Here is an 18,848-nt window from a genome sequence, read left to right on the forward strand (position 1 = left end):
CGTTTATACGACATTTAAGTCGTAATCGCAAAATTATATAGTGACACTAGCAAAGCAGGCAAAAGTGAGAGGAAGGAAAATGAGTACAGTGACCAAAAGCCGTAATCTGAAAAGCCGGGTTGTGTTTGCCTTTTTGATGTCGCTAATCACCACATCAGTAGTGGTCTTTGTCACAGTCTGGTCACAGCTGGGTTGGTCTGAGGCGTTTTTCCAGAAATGGCTTAGCATATTCTGCATCGACTATCCTGTGGTGGTAGTGATGGTTCTCTTTTTTGGCCCGAGGTTACAACAACGTTTTTTCATTTTTAAAGCGGGCTCACCACATCCCACCAAAGCCAGCCTGCTCCGTTTTGCTTTGGTGATGGCAAGTTTGACTGTGTCAGCCGCTTGTTTTGTTGGTTTGTTGCTTAATCTGGGCCTGAGCTCGCAACTATTCCATAACTTTATTCAGGTATTTCCTTTTGCTTACCTCACTGCTATTCCGTTTATTTTATTGCTGGCGCCAAGGCTGCAGGCTCGCGTGGATCTATGGCTGAATTAACTATCAGGCTTTCAACCAATAAAAATACGTCGGTTTGGTAAACGGATCCAAACCCGCTGTTGCGACTAAATTCCCATAAGGGTAATGCTACGCTGCACTAATTCAGCGCTCTCAAAACAGGCTAACATTTTCGCCAAAGGTTTTAATTCAGTGCAGCAGCCTACCCCAACAACCTCTGCTTCAGCGCTCTGGCATAAGTGCGGCTGACCTTCAGCACCTTTTGATTGTGCAATACGGCGTTGTATTCGGAGTTACAGAGCGGTTGTAGTTTTTCGATATAAGTCAGGTTCACTACAGTTGATTTATGAATGCGGACAAAGACGTCAGGTAAGCGCTCATCAATCAGGCTTTTTAGCCGGGCACGCATCACGTAAGTCTCAACTTTGGTATGCACACACATATAATCACCAGCGGCGTCAATCCAGATAATGTCCTGATAAGGGATCAACTGAATTGGATTACGTCCGTCCTGGATCACCAGTTTTTGCCTTTCTATACAATATTGCGGCTCAACGGCTTCTGTATTTTTATCTGCATAGCCCTCTGTTTTCTGCTCCTGCTCTTCTTTGCTTAGTTCGGCTACAGCAGCAAGCAGCTGTGCTTTGTCGGCTCTGTTGGTTGTTAATTCACTTACCCTGGTTATGGCTTCAGCTAAACGTTCACGTTTGACCGGTTTTAATAAGTAATCAAGGGCTCGCACTTCAAAGGCTTTTACCGCGTGTTGGTGAAAGGCGGTGACAAAAACTATGGCCGGGCAAAGTTCGGGTTGAAGTTGCCGGATCAGATCAAAACCGCTTTGCTCTGGCATTTCAATATCCAGAAAAATCAGATCAGGTGTCTGGACATTGATCAAAGTGATAGCTTCAGCGACGCTGTTCGCTTCCCCAATCACCCGAATTTGCGGAAATGCTTCCAGCCGCAATCGCAGGCCTTCAATGGCGGCAGGCTCGTCATCCACGATCAGCGTGTTTAATAGTCTTACACTGCTCACGTTTTTTGCCCGCCTGCTAATTCTTTTGGAATACAGATCTGGATCCAGGCCCCCTCTTCCTCTCTGTTGCCAAAACTAAAGGAGCTTTGATCAGGGTAAATCAGCGCTAAACGTTCTTCACAATTATGCAGGCCTATACCAGTAGATGGACCGGTAGAGCCAGCATCAGGTTGTTCTGTAAAACCGCTGCCGTTATCCAGCATTCGGATCTGTAACTGGCCGTTTTGCAGACTAAAGTGAACTGAAATGGCGTAGCTTTGTTGCGACATACGCATGCCATGTTTCAGCGCATTTTCTGCCAGCGGTTGCAGTAATAACGAAGGCACCAGATAGTGTTTGACCTCCTCATCAGCAACAATAGATAGATTCAGCTTGTTTCTGAACCGACACTGCTCCACATCAAAGTAGGTTTGTAAAATTTGTATTTCTTCCGCCACTGTCACTTTCGCCAACGGATCTGTGTACAGGCTGTAGCGCAGCAAATCACAGAGCTTTTCCAGCATAGACACTGCATGTTGATTGTCCTGCTTTAAAATTAAGGTGCAAATGGCATTAATGCTGTTAAACATAAAATGAGGATTCAACTGATAGCGCAGCATTTTTAACTGAGCTTCTTTGGCCAGATGAATAGCCTCTGCGGCTTTTTGCCGCTGTTCCATGGTTTCAAAAGTGGCTTTGGAGGCGTAATACAAGGCAGTCCAGGTCAATAAAATGGTTAATGAGGCTGAGTTCCAGGTGCCAAAATCAAACCAAGTCATGGCCTGCCAGATCTGGCCATAAAGCCATTGCAAGGTCAGCCATTTCCATTGTGTCCAGATCAGGCAACTCAACAGGAGCACCAGCAGATGCCACAAAATTTTTAAGCGGGTTTCCTGCACACTGATACGGCCATACCAGTGCCGCAGCAGCAGGGTTAGCATAAAACCAAAGCTGGTATCCAGCAGCAAATGAGGCAGGCCTACCTGCCAGGGTTCCTGACTGGGAATTTTAATCATCAGGGCTGTCAGCACAGCATACACAGCCCAGCCGCCCGCCTGACAAAGCCAGAACAATTTATTACGACTCAAAGATTGCAACACCACTCCATTCCAATTTAAAAGCAACAAAGAGTGGTGCCGCTACCTACACCACTCTTTGTTTTTAATTGTGATTAAACTAATTGGCACAACCTATCAGCACAAAGTCCTTAGCCGCCGCTTCCGTGCTCTTTTGTGCAGAAAGCACAATATCAGCCACAGCCAGGCTATGTTGGCCGCTTGAGCTAAACAACACAGCATCTGAAATCTCTTTCGCAGAGGAGACTGCAGCACAATCCAGGGCCAGTTCCACAGTATGCCATACACCTGGCTTTAAGTGCGCAAGTGGCTCTGTCAGTGACAACTGGCGCTGACAGGCACCTTGCTGATCACAAAGCACGGCAAGATTTAGTTCTGTTGGTACTTGCTGGTCAAAACGTATGCTAAAACGCAGTGCTTTGGCTGTGTTGTATTTGGATGCAGCAACCGGCTTGATATAACGCAGGCTGGCTGATGCCTTTGACGCAGCATTCCAGCGCAACTGACGTCCATCCTCCTGATAGGACAAGTTCACCGACTGCATAGCTAAACTTTTGCCATCTAAGCTGACACCAAAAGGTGTAGTAATCAAAGTAGCTGTGTTTTCTGAGCCCGCTGCGCTGGCGTCCGCTAACACCCAGGCCATATCTGCAGTTAAGTTGCGTAAAAACAGCGGCTGAATACCATCATCAGAACCTGCTGCTGTGGCAGCAGATACCTGCTCAGAGAATTGGCCCAGTTCTTTGTGGTCGGCGTAGGTTAAACCATAACCATAAGCAAACAGTGGGTCATAGTTGGTATCGCCTTTGTTCAATACAAACTGATGGTCAAAACGTGGCCAGGAAAAACTCAGTTTACCCTGAAAATCATAACGGGCTTTGCCCTGAGTATCAGCAAACAACACATCAGCCACGCCTTGTCCTTCTGAGCCAGGCAACCAGGCCACCACAAAGGCGTCCGATGCGTTCAGCTCTTTATTGGTCCACAGCGGCCGACCTGTTAAAAATACCGTCACCACTGGAATACCTTGTTGTTTTAGCTTTTTGATCAAGGCTAAATCGCGTTTGTCGCCATGCTGGTATTCCAGCTGCTGAATATCACCAAACCATTCGGCATAAGGGTTTTCACCTATAACCACTACTGCTACATCAGGTTTTTTGCTGTAGTTGCCATCCACCGCCAGCTCCACTTTGCCACCAGCGGCTTCTACCTGCTGACGTATGCCCTGATAAACAGAAGTGGCATTGGGAAAATCGGCATTGGTATTGTCTGTGCCCTGCCAGGACACGCTCCAGCCACCTGCTTGTTTCGCTATGTTATCTGCGCCATCACCAGCCACCAGCACCTGGCTTTTTGGTGATAATGGCAGTACTTTTTGGTTGTTTTTTAACAGCACCAAAGATTTTCGCACCGCTTCCCGTGCTAATTCTTTATGCTCCTGACTGTTAAATACAGCCATTTGAGCAGATTCAACCCGGCTGGACGGTTTACCACGCTCCAGCAGGCCCCAGCGAATTTTTGCCCGTAAAAAGCGGCGCACTGCATCATCAATCCGCGCTTGCGGAATAATGCCCTGCTCCACCTGACGAATGGTGTTGTGGTAAAAAGCTTCGAAGTGCTCAGGCACCATCAGCACGTCCACACCGGCATTAATAGCACCGGCACACTGCTCCAGATCGCAGCCTTCGACAAACTTATGGCCGTTCCAGTCAGTGACCACAAAACCATCAAAACCCATTTGGTTTTTCAGCACCTCGGTCAGCATGTATTTGTGACCATGCAAGCGCACACCATTCCAGCTGTTAAAAGACACCATCACAGACTGCACACCAGCCTGAATGGCCGTCATATAACCTGCCGCATGAATATCACGCAGGCCTTGTTCATCAATCAGGGTGTCACCGCGGTCTATGCCTTTTTCAGTGCCGCCGTCGCCAACAAAGTGTTTGGCGGTGGCGATACGGCCAAAACCCTGCAGAAAATCTTTGTTCAGAGTGCCCTGCAAACCTGACACCATCTGGCCAGCATAAGCTTTGACTATGGCAGGGTCTTCAGAATAACTCTCGTAAGTACGACCCCAACGGTCATCCCGCACCACAGCCACTGTAGGCGCAAAGCTCCATTCAATACCTGTGACCGCGACTTCTTTGGCGGTAGCCACACCTATACGGTGCACCAATTCCGGATCATGGGCAGCGCCCAAACCTATATTGTGTGGAAACAAGGTAGCGCCATAGACATTGCTATGGCCATGCATAGCGTCTGTGCCCCAAATAGTCGGAATACGGCTGCCATCTTGTTTCGCATCAACAGAGGCCTCATACATTTCGTCGGCGTATTTTAACCAGACTTCAGCCGTTGCTTGTTTTTGACCATAAGGCGCTGTATTGCCGCCATTCAGGTAAGAGCCGAAGCCATACTTGCGCATTTGCGCCAAAGACATATAACCAATTTCCGGCTGGATCATCTGCGCCACTTTTTGCTGCAGTGTCATGCGGGCCAGGATCTGGTCCAGCAGTTTTTCCATCTCTGGGTCACGCTTTAAGCCGGTATTGACATAAGGCCACTGCACTGTTTGCGGTAAAGCGGCAGCCTGGGCAGTTCTTACTTCGGCCTTGTTTCCTGCCTGAGTGTCAGCGGCTGTGGCTTGAGCCGCAGTTACCAGCGCTAAGCCCAGCAATGCCACTTTTTGCTTTTTGTGGAGGGTTTTAATAAGAGTTTTAGTGCTCTTGTTACTGATCATGAACATCTTCCTTCGCGTGGTCACAACGCCCCACCCGATCAGGTGTTTAGCGCCAGATAAAAAGAAACCGCTCAGTACGACGGAGCGGTTTCTGTACTAGTGGTTAAGCTTAGAAGTTAAAGCCTGCACGCACCCCGTAATACCTTGGCATATTAAAACTGCCTTTGGGGAAGCCCTTACCTGTGTTACTCCATTGCTGGACAGTTTCGTCCGTGGCGTTGCTGACAAAGAGTTCAGCAAACCAGACCTGGCCGACCGGCTCATATTTCAGTGAAGCGTTGGCTATGGTATGAGCGTCTCTGCGATCGTCTATATAACCTACAGCTTCGTCAGACACTGCAAAGTCCATATCGTCCAGATGTCTGTCGACGTTCCAAATGGTGTTGTAGGACTTATCTTTCCAACTCACATTAAACCAGCCGTGGATAAAACCGTAGCTGCCCAAATCAAAGCTATGGGTGTAGCTTAAGTTGGCAGTGTATTTCGGCACCATCGCCAGCTGATTGCCTTTAAGGTTAGTGGTCAGCATGTCGTTTTCAGGGTCAATAGACTCTTCATAAGACAAACCAAACAGATACTCAGGGTCGTAATCCCACTTGGTGATCCAATCTTCTGTAACGCGGGCATCGGTGTAGGTGACATAACCATTGATACGGCCTGCTGGATAAGGTTTCCAGTCAAATTCCAGCTCTAAACCTTTGATGGTCGAACCCGGTACGTTTTGAGTGTAGTAAGCCACTACCGGCATATTGCGGTAATCCAGCACAGGCTGACCGTTTTCATCCAGCACAGGGCTGCCATCCGGGTTTTCTACCGGAGCCAGACGTTCCACAGTGCCGACAGAACCCACTGAGGCATACTGCATATCTGTGTAGTCGGTATAGAAAAACACAGCTTGTAAGTTCAGCGAGTTATCTAACAAGCTGGTTTTTGTACCCAACTCATAAGTCACAACCTGCTCAGGATCAAACTGGGTTTCAATACGTTGTACCTGACCTGTTCTGTCATTAACCACTTCAAACACATCGCCTATACCACCAGCTTTAAAGCCTGAAGCTACATAACCATAGATCATGGTGTTTTCGCTGAAATCGTAGTCAAGGCCAAGACGGAAATCATTGTTTTTCCAACTGCCTTTGTTGTCATTGGCAAAAGACGATTTATAGATAGACGGATCTTCAAAGGCATTGGTCGGTAATTCTGATAATACAGTGCGGTTAAACCAACCCGGCGCACAACCATCGGCATTGGAACAACGCAGAGTGCGGCCGCCTTTGTCTTCTTTGGTTTCGTCACTGAAACGGTAACCCAGAGTCAGGTGCAGATCAGAAGTTAAGTTATACGTCGCCTGACCAAAAGCCGCCAAAGCGTCGGTAGAACGATCGGGTTGATCCCAAAACGCCTTATCATCCATAGGGTTGTCGTAATAACCCACTGTGGTGGTTTTTTCATGAAACAGGTTTACGCCTGCAATCCAGACTAAATCACCCAGCTCATCCGACTGCAGTTGCAGCTCTGTAGAGTAAGAACGTGCACCTGTGCCATCGAGGAAAAACATAGCGCCGTCCCAAACATCCAGGCCAGTCTCAATATCCTGAGCCGATTGGCGCTTCATATCTTCATAGCCTGCCAACCAGACCAGATCCAGCTCGTCGGTCAGTTCATAGTTTAAAGTGTTACGCAGATAGGTAATGTCCAATTCCAGTTTACCAGGCACGTTGACCACGGCTTGATAAGTGTTGTCGCTTGGTAAAAAATTAGAACAATCGCCCCCCATCTCGGTAGGTCTGCCGCGTAATTTGTCACAGTTGACCATGTCCACTGAACCGGCACTGTCATTTTTGTAATACTGAAAAACGGTGTGGTTGGAGAAATTACCTGCTGCAGGTTCCCATAAGGTGCTGACGCGAAATGAATGCTCATTGGCGTTGTTGTAAAAATCGCTTTTATCGGCCGCAGTTAAAGCCCGCACTTTTTGTGCTTCAGGATCTGTACCTGCCGCATCTATCCACCAGTTTTCGCGTTGGGTCAAGGTTTGGCCTATGCCCTGATAGGAGTTTTCAGAAATGACTTCTGCGTCCAGCACACCAGCTGGCAGATAACGGGTGTCATATTGGTTCGGGTCGAAGTAGCCTTCGACATAAGAATCACGCTTCAGACCTTTGCCGGAGAAACGCACGGCAAAATCATCTGATACCGCCAGGTTAAACATGCCACCCACACTTTTAGCATTAAATTTACCCATCTCGGTATTCAGGTTACCAAAAGTGCTGCTCATATCCGGCTTGGCCGTCAGTACGTTAATGCTGCCGACTGTAGAGTTACGGCCAAACAAAGTCCCTTGCGGACCACGCAAAGCTTCAACCCGCTCTACGTCATACATCAACGCCAGAGCGCCCTGCATACGTGGTGAATAAATACCGTCCAGGTGCACGCCTACAGCAGGGTCACCCAGTTCAGTAATGTTGGTGGAACGAATACCACGCATGGTAATAACCGGAGCCGCCTGCTCTGAGGAAACGGCGATGTCCAGACCCGGCACTAAATTGGCGATATCCACCACATTGTTAACGCCGCTTTGTTGCAGTTGGGCTGCACTCAGGGCTGAAATAGCCACCGGTGTTTCCATCAGTTTGGTTTTGCGTTTGGTGGCCGTGACTGAAATGACTTCCAGCTCGGTTTCATTGGCAGTGGCCTGTGCTGTAGTTTCTGTGGTGCTTTTGTTGACATCAGCTTGCTGTGCCACGGCGGAAAAAGCGCATGCCATCGCTATCGCAAGCGAAAGTGCGTTACGTTTATGCATTGTCTAACCCCTGTCTGTTGATACTTTTTTGTTTTATGTTTTTATGACGAACCAAACAGCCAGGTTTGCCATTGGTTTTACCTTAATGGCAGGCTAAACACAGAGATACAGAGATTCGACAAGGCGAGTTGGTCACACTACAACACGATTTAGGCTGGGTTGTTGTGGGCCTGAGTAGTGAAAAATAGTCTTTAAAATTGGTGTGGATAAAGGCGCGGTGCCGTTGGATGTTCTGGCGAAAGATCTGTAGGGGCGTCCCTCGTGGGCGCCCGCCTTTTGATGGATTATTTCTCAACTTATCGCGATGGCTGTGTTTGTTGTATTTGCCTCAGGCTTTAGTTGCAGCGTTATAGGCATAGTCCATGCAGACACAGCGTAAATACGTCCCTGTAGTCTCGCTTTTGAGGGTTTATGCTCCGAGCGTCGCCTCAAACTTCTGTTCTTAGCCATTAAAAACTATTGAAATAGAGGTACATCAGAGTTAGTTTGGGTTGGGTATCATTTAGCAAAAAAGCTGGGCGATGTTTAGCGTGCAACCCAGCTGCAATTGACTGGACTTTGATTGTCGTCGCACAAAAATCCAATGGAGGGAATGCTATTAGCCAGTTATATGTCAATCATCCAAGGTATGGGAACAGCCCCATTCCTTCTGAATATTCCTTTACTGATACAGAGATACGAAGTGGACACTGGCGATATTCCAGCCTGAAGTATTTTGCCAATACAGCCATCCCTGCCGTGATCAGTAAGCAGAACTTCGCCGTTTCCCCCAGGGCCGTTTACGTTGATATTGAAGAAAAATGCCAGATTTGCGGTTGTCTTTTTCTATTTTTTGCGTTGGAGCAAAAGTGGTGGTTTGAAGAACTGCAATTTTGGGTAGACTCGCATTGTACCCGCTGCATCCATTGCAGACGCGCGGACAGGGAAACCAGAGCCATGCAGAAACGCTATCAAAGACTCGTTCAGCAAAGCGAATTAACACAAGAGGAGTCAGAGCAGCTCAACGTCATTAGATCAGAGTTATACCAACGCGGCTATATTCGACATCTCAGCAAGCGCAGAGATGCTTGCTAACGGAGTGAAGTGACTATGAAAACATGGCTGATAGCTATACTTTTTGTTTTTGGCGCGCAGGCGCAGGACATTGCATGAAAGCAATCTGAACCTCAGATATGTGACACCCTTGTGCAGGATTTGCAAAAGGGAGTCCCACATCTGGTAGATGGGGTAAACACAGGCAAGACACTGCAAATAGCCAGGGAACAGATTAATTCCATAGAGCGAGTCGATGGCATTTTTAAAGTGTGGGCTCATAACTCTGGTTATTATCCTATCGAATACAAGTGCTTTGACGCTTTGCCTTGTTTGTTTATCTGGAACGGCACCAGCACAATTCATTAAATGAGTAACTATAAGCGAATTAACTATGTGTGACTGCCCGGAACTACCCACTTTGATTGACATAAGTAACAGGTAACGCGCAATACATACTGTGTTCATCACCTGTATTTAACAGGCATTCGTGCATAAGCAGATCACAATGGCAGCCATGCGGCATAACAAGCACGCTATATGTAGTGCTGATAACAAAAGGAATTGAACATGCGCTTATGCGGAAACTTAGTAAAACTGTGTTGGCAACTCGCCTTATTGCCAATCGCCAGTCTTTGGCTATCAGTCAATTTGTATGCCTCTGCAGCAGATTGCGATACGGTAGATAGCTGCTATCAACAGATTTTAATGCATGCTGACCGGGAACGGGGCATAGGCCAATATGCCAACGACACAGATCGCGCCATGATTGATCGGCTGGCCAGTTTTGGTGAACCTGCACTACCCCTATTATTTCAGTTACTGGCCGATAGTAACGAAGGTTTGGCCAGCCTGGCTGCAGAAGGACTCGCCAACAGACCCGCCCTTGATGCAACTTACTTACCTCAATTGCAGCAGGCCTATGCCAGAGGTGATGGCACACTAGTCCACGCTATTGCCAAAATCGAGCATCCAACTGTGGCCCCCATGCTCGTCGACGCTTACTTAACAGCAAGCTCAAGCCCATCAAACCAGGAAGCTGTTGCGCTAAAAACAGCCCAACGCCAGGCTGTCCCTTTACTATTAGCAGCGGCAGCTTGTCAGGCCGACTGTTCTGATAAAACCTTTTATTTGATTTCCCATGCAACCGAAACCTTTGCGCCAGAGCAGCAACAACTGATGATTGATGGCCTGCTGGATTTAGCAGGTAACCCTGCCCTGCCGCCACAGGTGCGAGAGGAGTCTGTTTCCACCATCGCAAGCCTGGTGAAAAAAGTCGATTACATACGCACACAACAAAGTCGTATTGTCAGTTTGTGCCAGGGTGCTAATGATTTGGCGCGCAGTTGCGACTTTGCATTAGTTGAACTTCAGGTAAAAGGCACCTGGAAAACACTGGTGAAGAAGTTAAATCAGGCAAAACAAAATCCGAGCTATGCATGGGGATTGCTTGATCAACTCAGTGCATTTGGTTTAGAGGCAAAAGCTGCCGCACCAGAGATAAAAGATTTATTAGCGTCCGACGATGATTATCTTCGAGCGTTGGCAGCCGAGACACTGCTTTCCATCAACCCCGAGTATGCTATTCCTGTGTTGCTGGAGGTTATGCGTCAACCCACTGATGCAAAACTCAGTTATTTGATTGCGCTACAACTCGGAGATTGGCCAACAGCGGAAGTAAAACAGGCGTTGGAACGCGTTGCCAGCAGCTATTGGTACCCCCCAGTGCGTGCAGCAGCACAAAAGTCACTACAAAAACTGGCAAAGTCAGCCAAAACAGCAGTGCAGCAAAACGCACGCAGCGGCCATAGATTTGACGATGAAGACTTGCTGGCTGTGATGTGTGAGCTAGCCCCCTTGCAAAAAATAACTGAACCCAGAAAACAAAAACTCTACCAGGAGCAAGATGAAAAGCAGCTCTCCGCACTTGCTTATTGGTTACCCAACTCGCAGTTTCAAAGCGATGCAGAAGCCAGTGAAGATGCGTCATTAGTGCTGCAGCAACTTGACAAGTGGCTACCGAATTCAAAGCGTATAGAGTATTTGCCTAACCTCGCTCTGCGTGTGGCGGACGGTTGGTTAACGGGCCGGCAAATGGGGGAATGGGGTGGCGAATTGATGTATATATCAGACTCTGGCACTAAGCAGCTTGTGGTCAGCGACAATATTGAAGATATTTATCAACTGGGCGAGCAGTGGATCGCCACAGCTGGCTTAGCGCATTTAAGCGGCGACTATGGCCGGATTTATCGACTAAAGCGGCTCAAAGCGAACTCAACTGCAAGCAACAACAGAGGATTCAGAGCGGATATCTGGCTGGAACTTCCCAGTGAGGTGAAAAGCTCCTGGTGGGTTGAAGGAGGTGAACTGCTGCTTAATACCAACAAAGGCAGTATGTTGCTGTCGGCGGATGGCAGCTTACGCATGGCGCCTTGTCGCGAGTTGAATTAATGGAAGAGCTTTTATCCTTAATAGCACGAGGCCTACTCTGGCTGACGGTAGATATTCTGTTTTTTAAAATATGCTACAGGGTCGGCTTTGTATTTTTCCGACTGATTACCGCAGGACGCTACCCGCGTTTCGAACCTGAAATCGACGAGGTGGTAACCGGAAACAACTGGGTTGCTTTTGTCGGCAGCCTGATTTTGGTTTTGGCACTGCTGCTGATTTGTTTTTGGTAAAAACACCACCTCAATTTTTAGCAACTACTCATGCGCAAAGCTGCTCAGATTTCCACCAAACGCTTTAATCTAAGTCCAAGATCCACAACAGCAATTGCATTCTTGTGGCCTTTTTGCTTATGCTGCCAAAAGTATTCAAAAGGCCAGCAGAATGATAGAACTTCACCAGTATTGTCCGGAGCAAAAACAATGGCAGATCAGCGATTTTCAGGCGCTGCATTACCCCTTATTATCCGACACTAAAATCTGGATCAATTTAACGGCCGCCAACCAGATGGAACAGCGACAGGTGCTGGAGTTTTTCCGCATTCATCCTGTGATTTCCGAGGATTTTTTACGTGAGCGCCATCCACCGAAAATGGAGTTCAGCGATAGCTTTAGCTTGTTGATTTTACGTGGTTTCTCTGGCCCTGATTTCAGTGATTACCCGGGCCATAGTCAGATTTCTGTGTTGTTTAACGATCAGGTGATTCTGGTGAAATACCATAGCCATCAGGACGACAGCAAAATTGATCTGCCGTTTTCTGCCATGGTTGGTATTGATAAGTTTAAAGACTGGATCAAAAAATATATCCACGCTGTGTCCGGTACTTATCTGGAAAAGCTGCTGCAGTTTGAAGATGAGTTAGGTGAGCTGGAAGACAGCATGCAAAGCAATGGTAACGATCAGAAAATGGCGCAAATTATGAAGTACCGCTCGGTATTTCGGAAAATTGACCGCAATCTGGCCTACCAAAAAGAAATGTTTTCTGACCTTTTATACGAAGAAGATGACAGCCATCCATTTAAACGTCATTTTGATTCGATAGAATTGCGCGATTTTTACGAGAAGTTTGAGCGCCTGCACAGTATGACGCGGATGTATTACGACCAACTGAGTGATTTGGTTGGCAGTTATATTTCTACTTCGTCGCATCAGATTAACGAAAAGATGAAAGTGCTGACGATGCTCAGTGCCGTCTTTATTCCACTGACTTTTATTGTTGGTGTTTATGGGATGAACTTTAAGTACATGCCCGAGCTGGACAACCCATCCGGCTACTATATTACCTGGGTCCTGATGCTTGGATTAGCAGTGGGCCTGTTGGCCTATTTCAAAATCCGCCGTTGGTGGTAAAGCTGTTGCCTGACAGCAAACAGCAGGAGCGGTTGAATGGTAGAAAATAACCAACTGGATATTGAAGAAATAGTCCGCGACAGTTTTGACGAAAACGAAACTGAACAGCTGGCGGAAAAACTGGACCAGTTGGAGCCGGAAGAAATTGCTATTGCCCTTGAGGCCATGCCTCTGGAGCAACGGGTTAGCACCTGGCTGACGCTGGAAAAAGAACAACAAATTGCCTCTCTGACCTACATGAGGGTCGACGCGCGTAGCAACATCTTTAAACAACTCGAAACAGCACAGCTGCATGAACTGGTTGAAGAAATTGATGTTGATGACCTGATTGAGCTGCTGGATGAATTACCGGACGCTATTTATCAGTACGCCTGCTCGCGCATGGATCAAAGCGAAAAACGCTGGCTGGATCAGGCGTTAACTTACGATGACGAACAATGTGGTCGTTATGCTGACCACGACGTGCTGATCCTAAGCAAAAACGCCAAAGTGCGGGATGCCGTGCGCTTATTTAAAAAGCTGACCGAAGATGCTGAATACCAGGAAGCCTTGTTTGTGGTTGACCGCACTGGTCGTTATGTCGGTTTATTACAAGGCATTCGTTTATTAGGCCAGCCGAATCATATGCCTGTGGTGGAGTTTATCGACGCAGAAGCACCTGTGGTACAAGGTGATATGGGGTTAGATGAAGGCTCAGATTTAGTAGCACGCTCTGGTTACAGTGCTTTGGCCGTTGTCGATAGCGAAGGCAAACTCTTAGGCCGTTTATCTATAGGTGAAGCACTGGAAAACGTGCGGCGCAGCCTTGAAGGCCAGTTTATGCACACGGCGGGTTTAGACGAAGAGGAAGACTTATTCGCCCCTATAGTCAACAGCGCCAAACGTCGCGCCTTGTGGCTGGGTATTAACTTATTAACGGCTTTTTTAGCGGCTTGGACCATAGGTTTATTTGAAGCCACTTTGCAGCAAGTGGTGGCTTTGGCTGTATTAATGCCTATTGTCGCCTCTATGGGCGGTATTGCCGGCAGCCAAACCCTTACTTTGATTATCCGAGGTTTAGCTTTGGGGCAAATTACGCCACAAACCTACTGGACCTTGATGCGCAAAGAGTTGAGCATAGGCGCTATTAACGGTGTGCTCTGGGCTTTGGTGATAGCAGGTATTACCTACTTGTGGTTTGGCGACTGGATAATCGCCTGCGTTATCAGCTTTGCCATAGTGATCAATATTTGTGTCGCCGCTTTTAGTGGTGTGGTGATCCCGGTCTGGCTGGAAAAAATGAAAATAGACCCTGCCCTGTCAGGTTCTGTGATACTAACCACTGTCACAGACGTGATAGGTTTTTTTGCCTTCCTCGGCTTAGGTTCGCTGTTTTTACTTTAGGGTTGTTTTGCTCTGATGTAAATTTTTTGATTTTTTACAGATACTTGCTGTCCAAACCACACTAGAATACTGCTAACAGATAAATTCAGGGTCTAGTGATGGTGTTGTTATGAAAATTGCGGTTTTATCGCGCAATAGTGAGTTGTATTCGACCCGCCGTCTGGTCGAAGCTGCAGAAGAACGGGGTCACCAGATTGAGGTGATAGACCCGCTGATGTGTTATATGAACATCAACAAAACAAAATCCGGCATTCACTACAAAGGTGAAGTGCTCGAGCAGTTTGATGCTGTGATCCCCCGTGTAGGCGCTTCCATTACCTTTTATGGCACTGCAGTACTGCGTCAGTTTGAAATGATGGGCGTCTACGCACTGAATGAATCCAGCGCCATCAGCCGTGCCCGCGATAAACTCTGCTCCCTGCAATTGTTAGCCCGCGAAGGCATAGGTTTGCCTATTACCGGTTTTGCCGATAAACCAGGCGATATCCCTGACTTAATTGAGATGGTCGGTGGCGCGCCACTGGTAATAAAACTGCTGGAAGGCACTCAGGGTATAGGCGTAGTGCTGGCAGAAACCCGCACTGCAGCAGAAAGCGTGATTGAAGCTTTTATGGGCCTCAATGCCAATATTCTGGTGCAGGAATACATCAAAGAAGCCAATGGTGCTGATATCCGCTGTTTTATTATCGGCAATAAAATTGTCGCTTCGATGAAACGCCAGGCCAAAGCCGGTGAATTCCGTTCGAACTTACACAGAGGTGGCACAGCTTCTCTTGTCAAACTCAGCGCCGATGAAAAACGCACTGCTCTGGCTGCCGCTAAGACCATGGGCTTGCATGTGGCTGGGGTCGATATTTTGCGCTCTAACCATGGCCCTGTGGTGATGGAAGTCAACAGCTCGCCAGGTTTGGAAGGCATTGAAGGTGCGACCGATATAGATGTGGCTGGCCGGATGATTGAATATCTGGAGAAAAATGTGCCTTTGCATCAGGCTCGCATGCAACAAAAAGCACAGCAAAAAAAGCTGGTAAAAAAGTAGATGTCGACAACAGAAGGCAAAACCATGCTAACGGAAAAACAACAGGCTTTTACTTTAGGTGGCACTGTGATCCAACCCGGCCAGCGTGCTGTGGTCGATATTCCTTTTGGCAAACTTTACACCCATACCGAGCTGAATATCGGCGCTCATGTAGTACATGGTAAAAGACCTGGACCTGTGTTGTTAATCACCTCGGCTTTGCATGGTGATGAAATTAATGGCGTGGAAATTTGCCGTCGTCTGCTGAAAATGCCCAAATTGAGTCAGCTTAGAGGCACTTTAGTGGTGGTGCCTATCGTCAATACCTATGGTTTTGTGCAGCAGTCGCGCTATTTACCCGACAGACGGGATTTAAACCGCAGTTTTCCCGGCAGTGAAAAAGGCTCACTAGGTAGCCGTATGGCTTATCAGTTTACCGAGCGTATTTTAAAACAATGCACTCATGTCATTGATTTGCATACTGGCGCTATTCATCGCAGCAACCTGCCTCAGGTGCGGGCCAGTGCAAAAGACAAAGTGGCTTTGCAAATGGCCGAAGTCTTTAACGCCCCTATAATTATCAAAGCAGCCAGCCGCGAAGGCACCATGCGCGGCACAGCCAACTCTTTAGGTATTCCTATTATTTTGTATGAAGCTGGTGAAGCTTTGCGGTTTGATGAGCAATCGATCAAAGTGGGTGTACACGGCATTATGAATGTGATGCAGGATTTGGGTATGTTCAGCCCCAGCAAAAAAATTGCAAAAACCGGTTCACTGTTCAGTAAAAAAAGTAGTTGGATCAGAGCAGAGCACGATGGCATAGCCCGTTATTACGTCGGCTTGGGTCAAACCGTACAACAAGGGGATGTGCTGGCGCATATCTACAGCCCCTACTCCGATTTTGAAGTGGCTGTCGAAGCCAGCTTTAATGGCATAGTGATAGGCCGTAATAACTTACCGCTGGTGAACGAGGGGGAAGCTTTGTTCCATATCGCCGAAGTCAGTTCATTGGATGAAGCAGAAAAAACCCTGGACGCCATTACAGACGAAGTAGACGCCGCTATGCCTTCGATATTAGGGGTGGTGTAAGATTTTCGGGTCAGAGTAAAATTAGTTTGTGCTTAATTTTACTCTGACCCGAATTAGCTGTGTTACGCCTGCGGGGCTGAAGGCGCTATACCTACAGTAGCTATACGTTGCCCCACCATTTCACGCACATAAAGGGTCACTTCACCAAAATCTTTGCTGGCGCCCAGCACAGGCTCACCAGCTAAAGTCTGACGTAATACTTCATCCAACGACAAAGCGCCATCGGCAGAGAGCTCTATACCGTAGGAGTGCCGCAAGTCTTCCACTTTGGTGTAGCCTTTTAACTTCAGCTCACCTGCTGGCAAATCATGATGGCTGGCCTCTGCTACACCAGAGCAGACCAAATCGACAAACTCCCGCACATCAGGTTTCATCACAATAAATAAATGATCGCCTGCATGCAGGAAGGTTGAACCGCGCGGTGGGATCACATCATTGCCTCTGGTGATCATCGCCACCACAGTACCGTCTGGCAAAGCCATTTGAGACAGTCGACGATTTGACGCGCGCGAACTATCGCCCAGCTGATACTCGACAATATCAGCATCCACATCACCTAAAGCCGTAATTTCTAAGGTAGCAGCCGGGGTTGCCGGAGGCGGTTCAGTCAGACCTAAAGCCCGTGCAACCCAGGGTAAAGTTGAACCCTGCACTGTCGCTGAAATTAACACTACGAAAAACACCACACTAAAAATCAGCTCTGCGCCAGGCAAACCATAAATAAGCGGATAAATAGCCAGAATAATAGGCACTGAACCCCGTAAACCGACCCAGGACACTAAGGTCATTTCCCTTGCATTAAAGCCAAATAGTTTCAGCACCGGGACCACAGATAAAGGCCGGGCGACAAAAGTCAGTACGACCGCAATCAATAGCCCTTCTAACCATACATCCAGCAAAGTGGAAGGATTAATTAATAAGCCTAAAACCAGGAACATCACAATTTGACCTAACCAGGCCAAACCATCGTGGAACAGGAAGGTACTGCGCTGAAAAACAAAACGGCTATTGCCGATGACAACACCTGCAACAAAAATAGCAAGGAAACCACTGCCTCCAAGATTCGCCGCTACGCCAAAAGCTAACAAACCAAAAGCTGCCACCATCACAGGATACAAACCAGAAGTCGTCAGATGAATACGGTTAATAATACGCACCGATAACCAGCCGCCCGCTAAACCAACGACTGAGCCTATGCCCATTTGTTTGATAAACAACATCAGCAGACCAGTGCCTGGCTCCAGGCTATTCACCATCACTTCTAACAAACCCACCGTCAGGAAAATAGCCATCGGATCGTTAGTCGCACTTTCTACTTCCAGTATGGATTTAAGTCGTGGATTAATATGGATACCTGCATTACGCAGTAATGAAAATACGGCTGCAGCATCAGTAGAACCCACAATGGCACCTATCAGTAAGCCATAAAGTAACGAAACATTCAGAATATAAGCAGCGGCAGCACCTGTGATCATGGCCGTCACTAACACACCCACAGTTGCCAGTACAGAAGCAGGTTTCCATACCTGTTTAATAGAGTTAATTGGAGTTTGCAGACCACCATCAAACAGAATAATGGCCAAAGCTAAAGAGCCCAGCGCGTGAGCAATCTGCGCATTATCAAAGGCAATACCGCCTGGGCCATCTTCGCCTGCCAGCATACCCACCATAAGAAACAGCACTAGCACAGGCAAGCCTAACCTGGCCGATAACTTACTGGAAACAATGCCAAAGACAATCAGAATCGCGGCTAATAAAATAATTTGGTCAATCACAAACATGAATAGGTTTCTCATCATTAACGCCACAGGCCAAACCCACGGCAGAACTTCATTTCGCAGCGTCCATACCCTTACTATTTTGGAGGGTACAGTCTGCATGACACAGAGCCTGAACTAATTCTGCTGAAAAGGAGGTGCTCTGGCAGAAAAATACAGGGTGGTGATGGTATGCACTTCGGCCAACACAAACTGACATACCAGAAAAACAGCAGAAACAAAGTTGGCCTGATGCAATTGCACTATAGCTTTGTCGTTGTCACCCGTTAAATCAACATGCTTTACAGGCTGAGCTGCAGAGGTCAGTTGTGACAAGCCATGTACAGGCGAGCTTTGAGGCAAATCAACCCAATTATGGGCTGCAGAAAACTGCGCTGCCGGCAGCAACGAACCTAAGTAAAAAAACAGTGCAATAAAACTTAAGTGCTTCATTTTCAATAGCCTGAAAGCATAAGAAGCGGCACCTCTTCGTCTGACAACCGGGGATACATAGAACACTTTATTGAGTCTATCGATAATACCATCGGATGGAAATCAGATAACGACTAAATTAACTAAAAGATGTTGTTTTACATCAGGCTGCGCTCTATTGCTGCTAAAGCAATAGAAAATGTATC

General features: G+C 47.5%; 14 protein-coding genes. 8 read left to right on the forward strand and 6 right to left on the reverse strand.

Annotated elements, in window-relative coordinates:
• Window positions 1-79 precede the first annotated feature (79 nt).
• Entirely contained in the window at window positions 80-541 is a 462-nt protein-coding gene (locus tag OM978_RS13240; RefSeq protein WP_264342665.1) for a DUF2798 domain-containing protein, read from the forward strand.
• Window positions 542-701: 160 nt separating this feature from the next.
• On the opposite strand, the gene OM978_RS13245 is transcribed toward OM978_RS13240, so the two are convergent.
• The 4 genes from OM978_RS13245 to OM978_RS13260 form a co-directional block, all read right to left on the reverse strand.
• Complete coding sequence (locus OM978_RS13245; protein ID WP_264342666.1) at window positions 702-1,532, reverse strand: LytR/AlgR family response regulator transcription factor; 831 nt, start codon at window positions 1,530-1,532, stop codon at window positions 702-704.
• A complete protein-coding gene (locus tag OM978_RS13250) occupies window positions 1,529-2,611 on the reverse strand; it encodes a sensor histidine kinase (protein ID WP_264342667.1) in 1,083 nt (360 codons plus the stop codon). The genes OM978_RS13245 and OM978_RS13250 overlap by 4 nt, the downstream gene beginning before the upstream one ends.
• A 76-nt stretch (window positions 2,612-2,687) precedes the next feature.
• The gene (locus OM978_RS13255; RefSeq protein WP_264342668.1) at window positions 2,688-5,330 is read right to left on the reverse strand and encodes a glycoside hydrolase family 3 protein; all 2,643 of its coding nucleotides are present in this window, start codon (window positions 5,328-5,330) and stop codon (window positions 2,688-2,690) included.
• 109 nt (window positions 5,331-5,439) lie between these two features.
• Window positions 5,440-8,133, reverse strand: coding sequence for a TonB-dependent receptor (locus tag OM978_RS13260; protein WP_264342669.1), 2,694 nt, complete (start codon window positions 8,131-8,133; stop codon window positions 5,440-5,442).
• Between the two features lie 486 nt (window positions 8,134-8,619).
• On the opposite strand from OM978_RS13260, the gene OM978_RS13265 reads away from it, so the two are divergent.
• The 7 genes from OM978_RS13265 (at window position 8,620) to OM978_RS13295 (ending at window position 16,453) form a co-directional block, all read left to right on the forward strand.
• Window positions 8,620-9,207: a zinc-ribbon domain-containing protein gene (locus OM978_RS13265; RefSeq protein WP_264342670.1), complete on the forward strand. Its 588-nt coding sequence runs from the start codon at window positions 8,620-8,622 to the stop codon at window positions 9,205-9,207.
• Between the two features lie 528 nt (window positions 9,208-9,735).
• Window positions 9,736-11,616: a HEAT repeat domain-containing protein gene (locus OM978_RS13270; RefSeq protein WP_264342671.1), complete on the forward strand. Its 1,881-nt coding sequence runs from the start codon at window positions 9,736-9,738 to the stop codon at window positions 11,614-11,616.
• Window positions 11,616-11,846, forward strand: coding sequence for a hypothetical protein (locus tag OM978_RS13275; protein ID WP_264342672.1), 231 nt, complete (start codon window positions 11,616-11,618; stop codon window positions 11,844-11,846). The genes OM978_RS13270 and OM978_RS13275 overlap by 1 nt, the downstream gene beginning before the upstream one ends.
• A gap of 151 nt (window positions 11,847-11,997) precedes the next feature.
• Entirely contained in the window at window positions 11,998-12,963 is a 966-nt protein-coding gene (locus tag OM978_RS13280) for a magnesium transporter CorA family protein (protein ID WP_264342673.1), read from the forward strand.
• Between the two features lie 36 nt (window positions 12,964-12,999).
• A complete protein-coding gene (mgtE, locus tag OM978_RS13285) occupies window positions 13,000-14,346 on the forward strand; it encodes a magnesium transporter (RefSeq protein WP_264342674.1) in 1,347 nt (448 codons plus the stop codon).
• Between the two features lie 109 nt (window positions 14,347-14,455).
• A complete protein-coding gene (gene rimK / locus OM978_RS13290) occupies window positions 14,456-15,385 on the forward strand; it encodes a 30S ribosomal protein S6--L-glutamate ligase (protein WP_264342675.1) in 930 nt (309 codons plus the stop codon).
• On the forward strand, window positions 15,386-16,453 hold the full coding sequence (locus OM978_RS13295) for a succinylglutamate desuccinylase/aspartoacylase family protein (RefSeq protein ID WP_319633872.1): 1,068 nt from the start codon (window positions 15,386-15,388) through the stop codon (window positions 16,451-16,453).
• Between the two features lie 62 nt (window positions 16,454-16,515).
• On the opposite strand, the gene OM978_RS13300 is transcribed toward OM978_RS13295, so the two are convergent.
• On the reverse strand, window positions 16,516-18,234 hold the full coding sequence (locus OM978_RS13300) for a potassium/proton antiporter (RefSeq protein ID WP_264342676.1): 1,719 nt from the start codon (window positions 18,232-18,234) through the stop codon (window positions 16,516-16,518).
• A 114-nt stretch (window positions 18,235-18,348) separates the two neighbouring features.
• Complete coding sequence (locus tag OM978_RS13305; RefSeq protein ID WP_264342677.1) at window positions 18,349-18,663, reverse strand: hypothetical protein; 315 nt, start codon at window positions 18,661-18,663, stop codon at window positions 18,349-18,351.
• Window positions 18,664-18,848 lie beyond the last annotated feature (185 nt).

The sequence above is a fragment of the Rheinheimera sp. MM224 genome (assembly GCF_947090785.1).
Classification (GTDB): Bacteria; Pseudomonadota; Gammaproteobacteria; order Enterobacterales; family Alteromonadaceae; genus Pararheinheimera.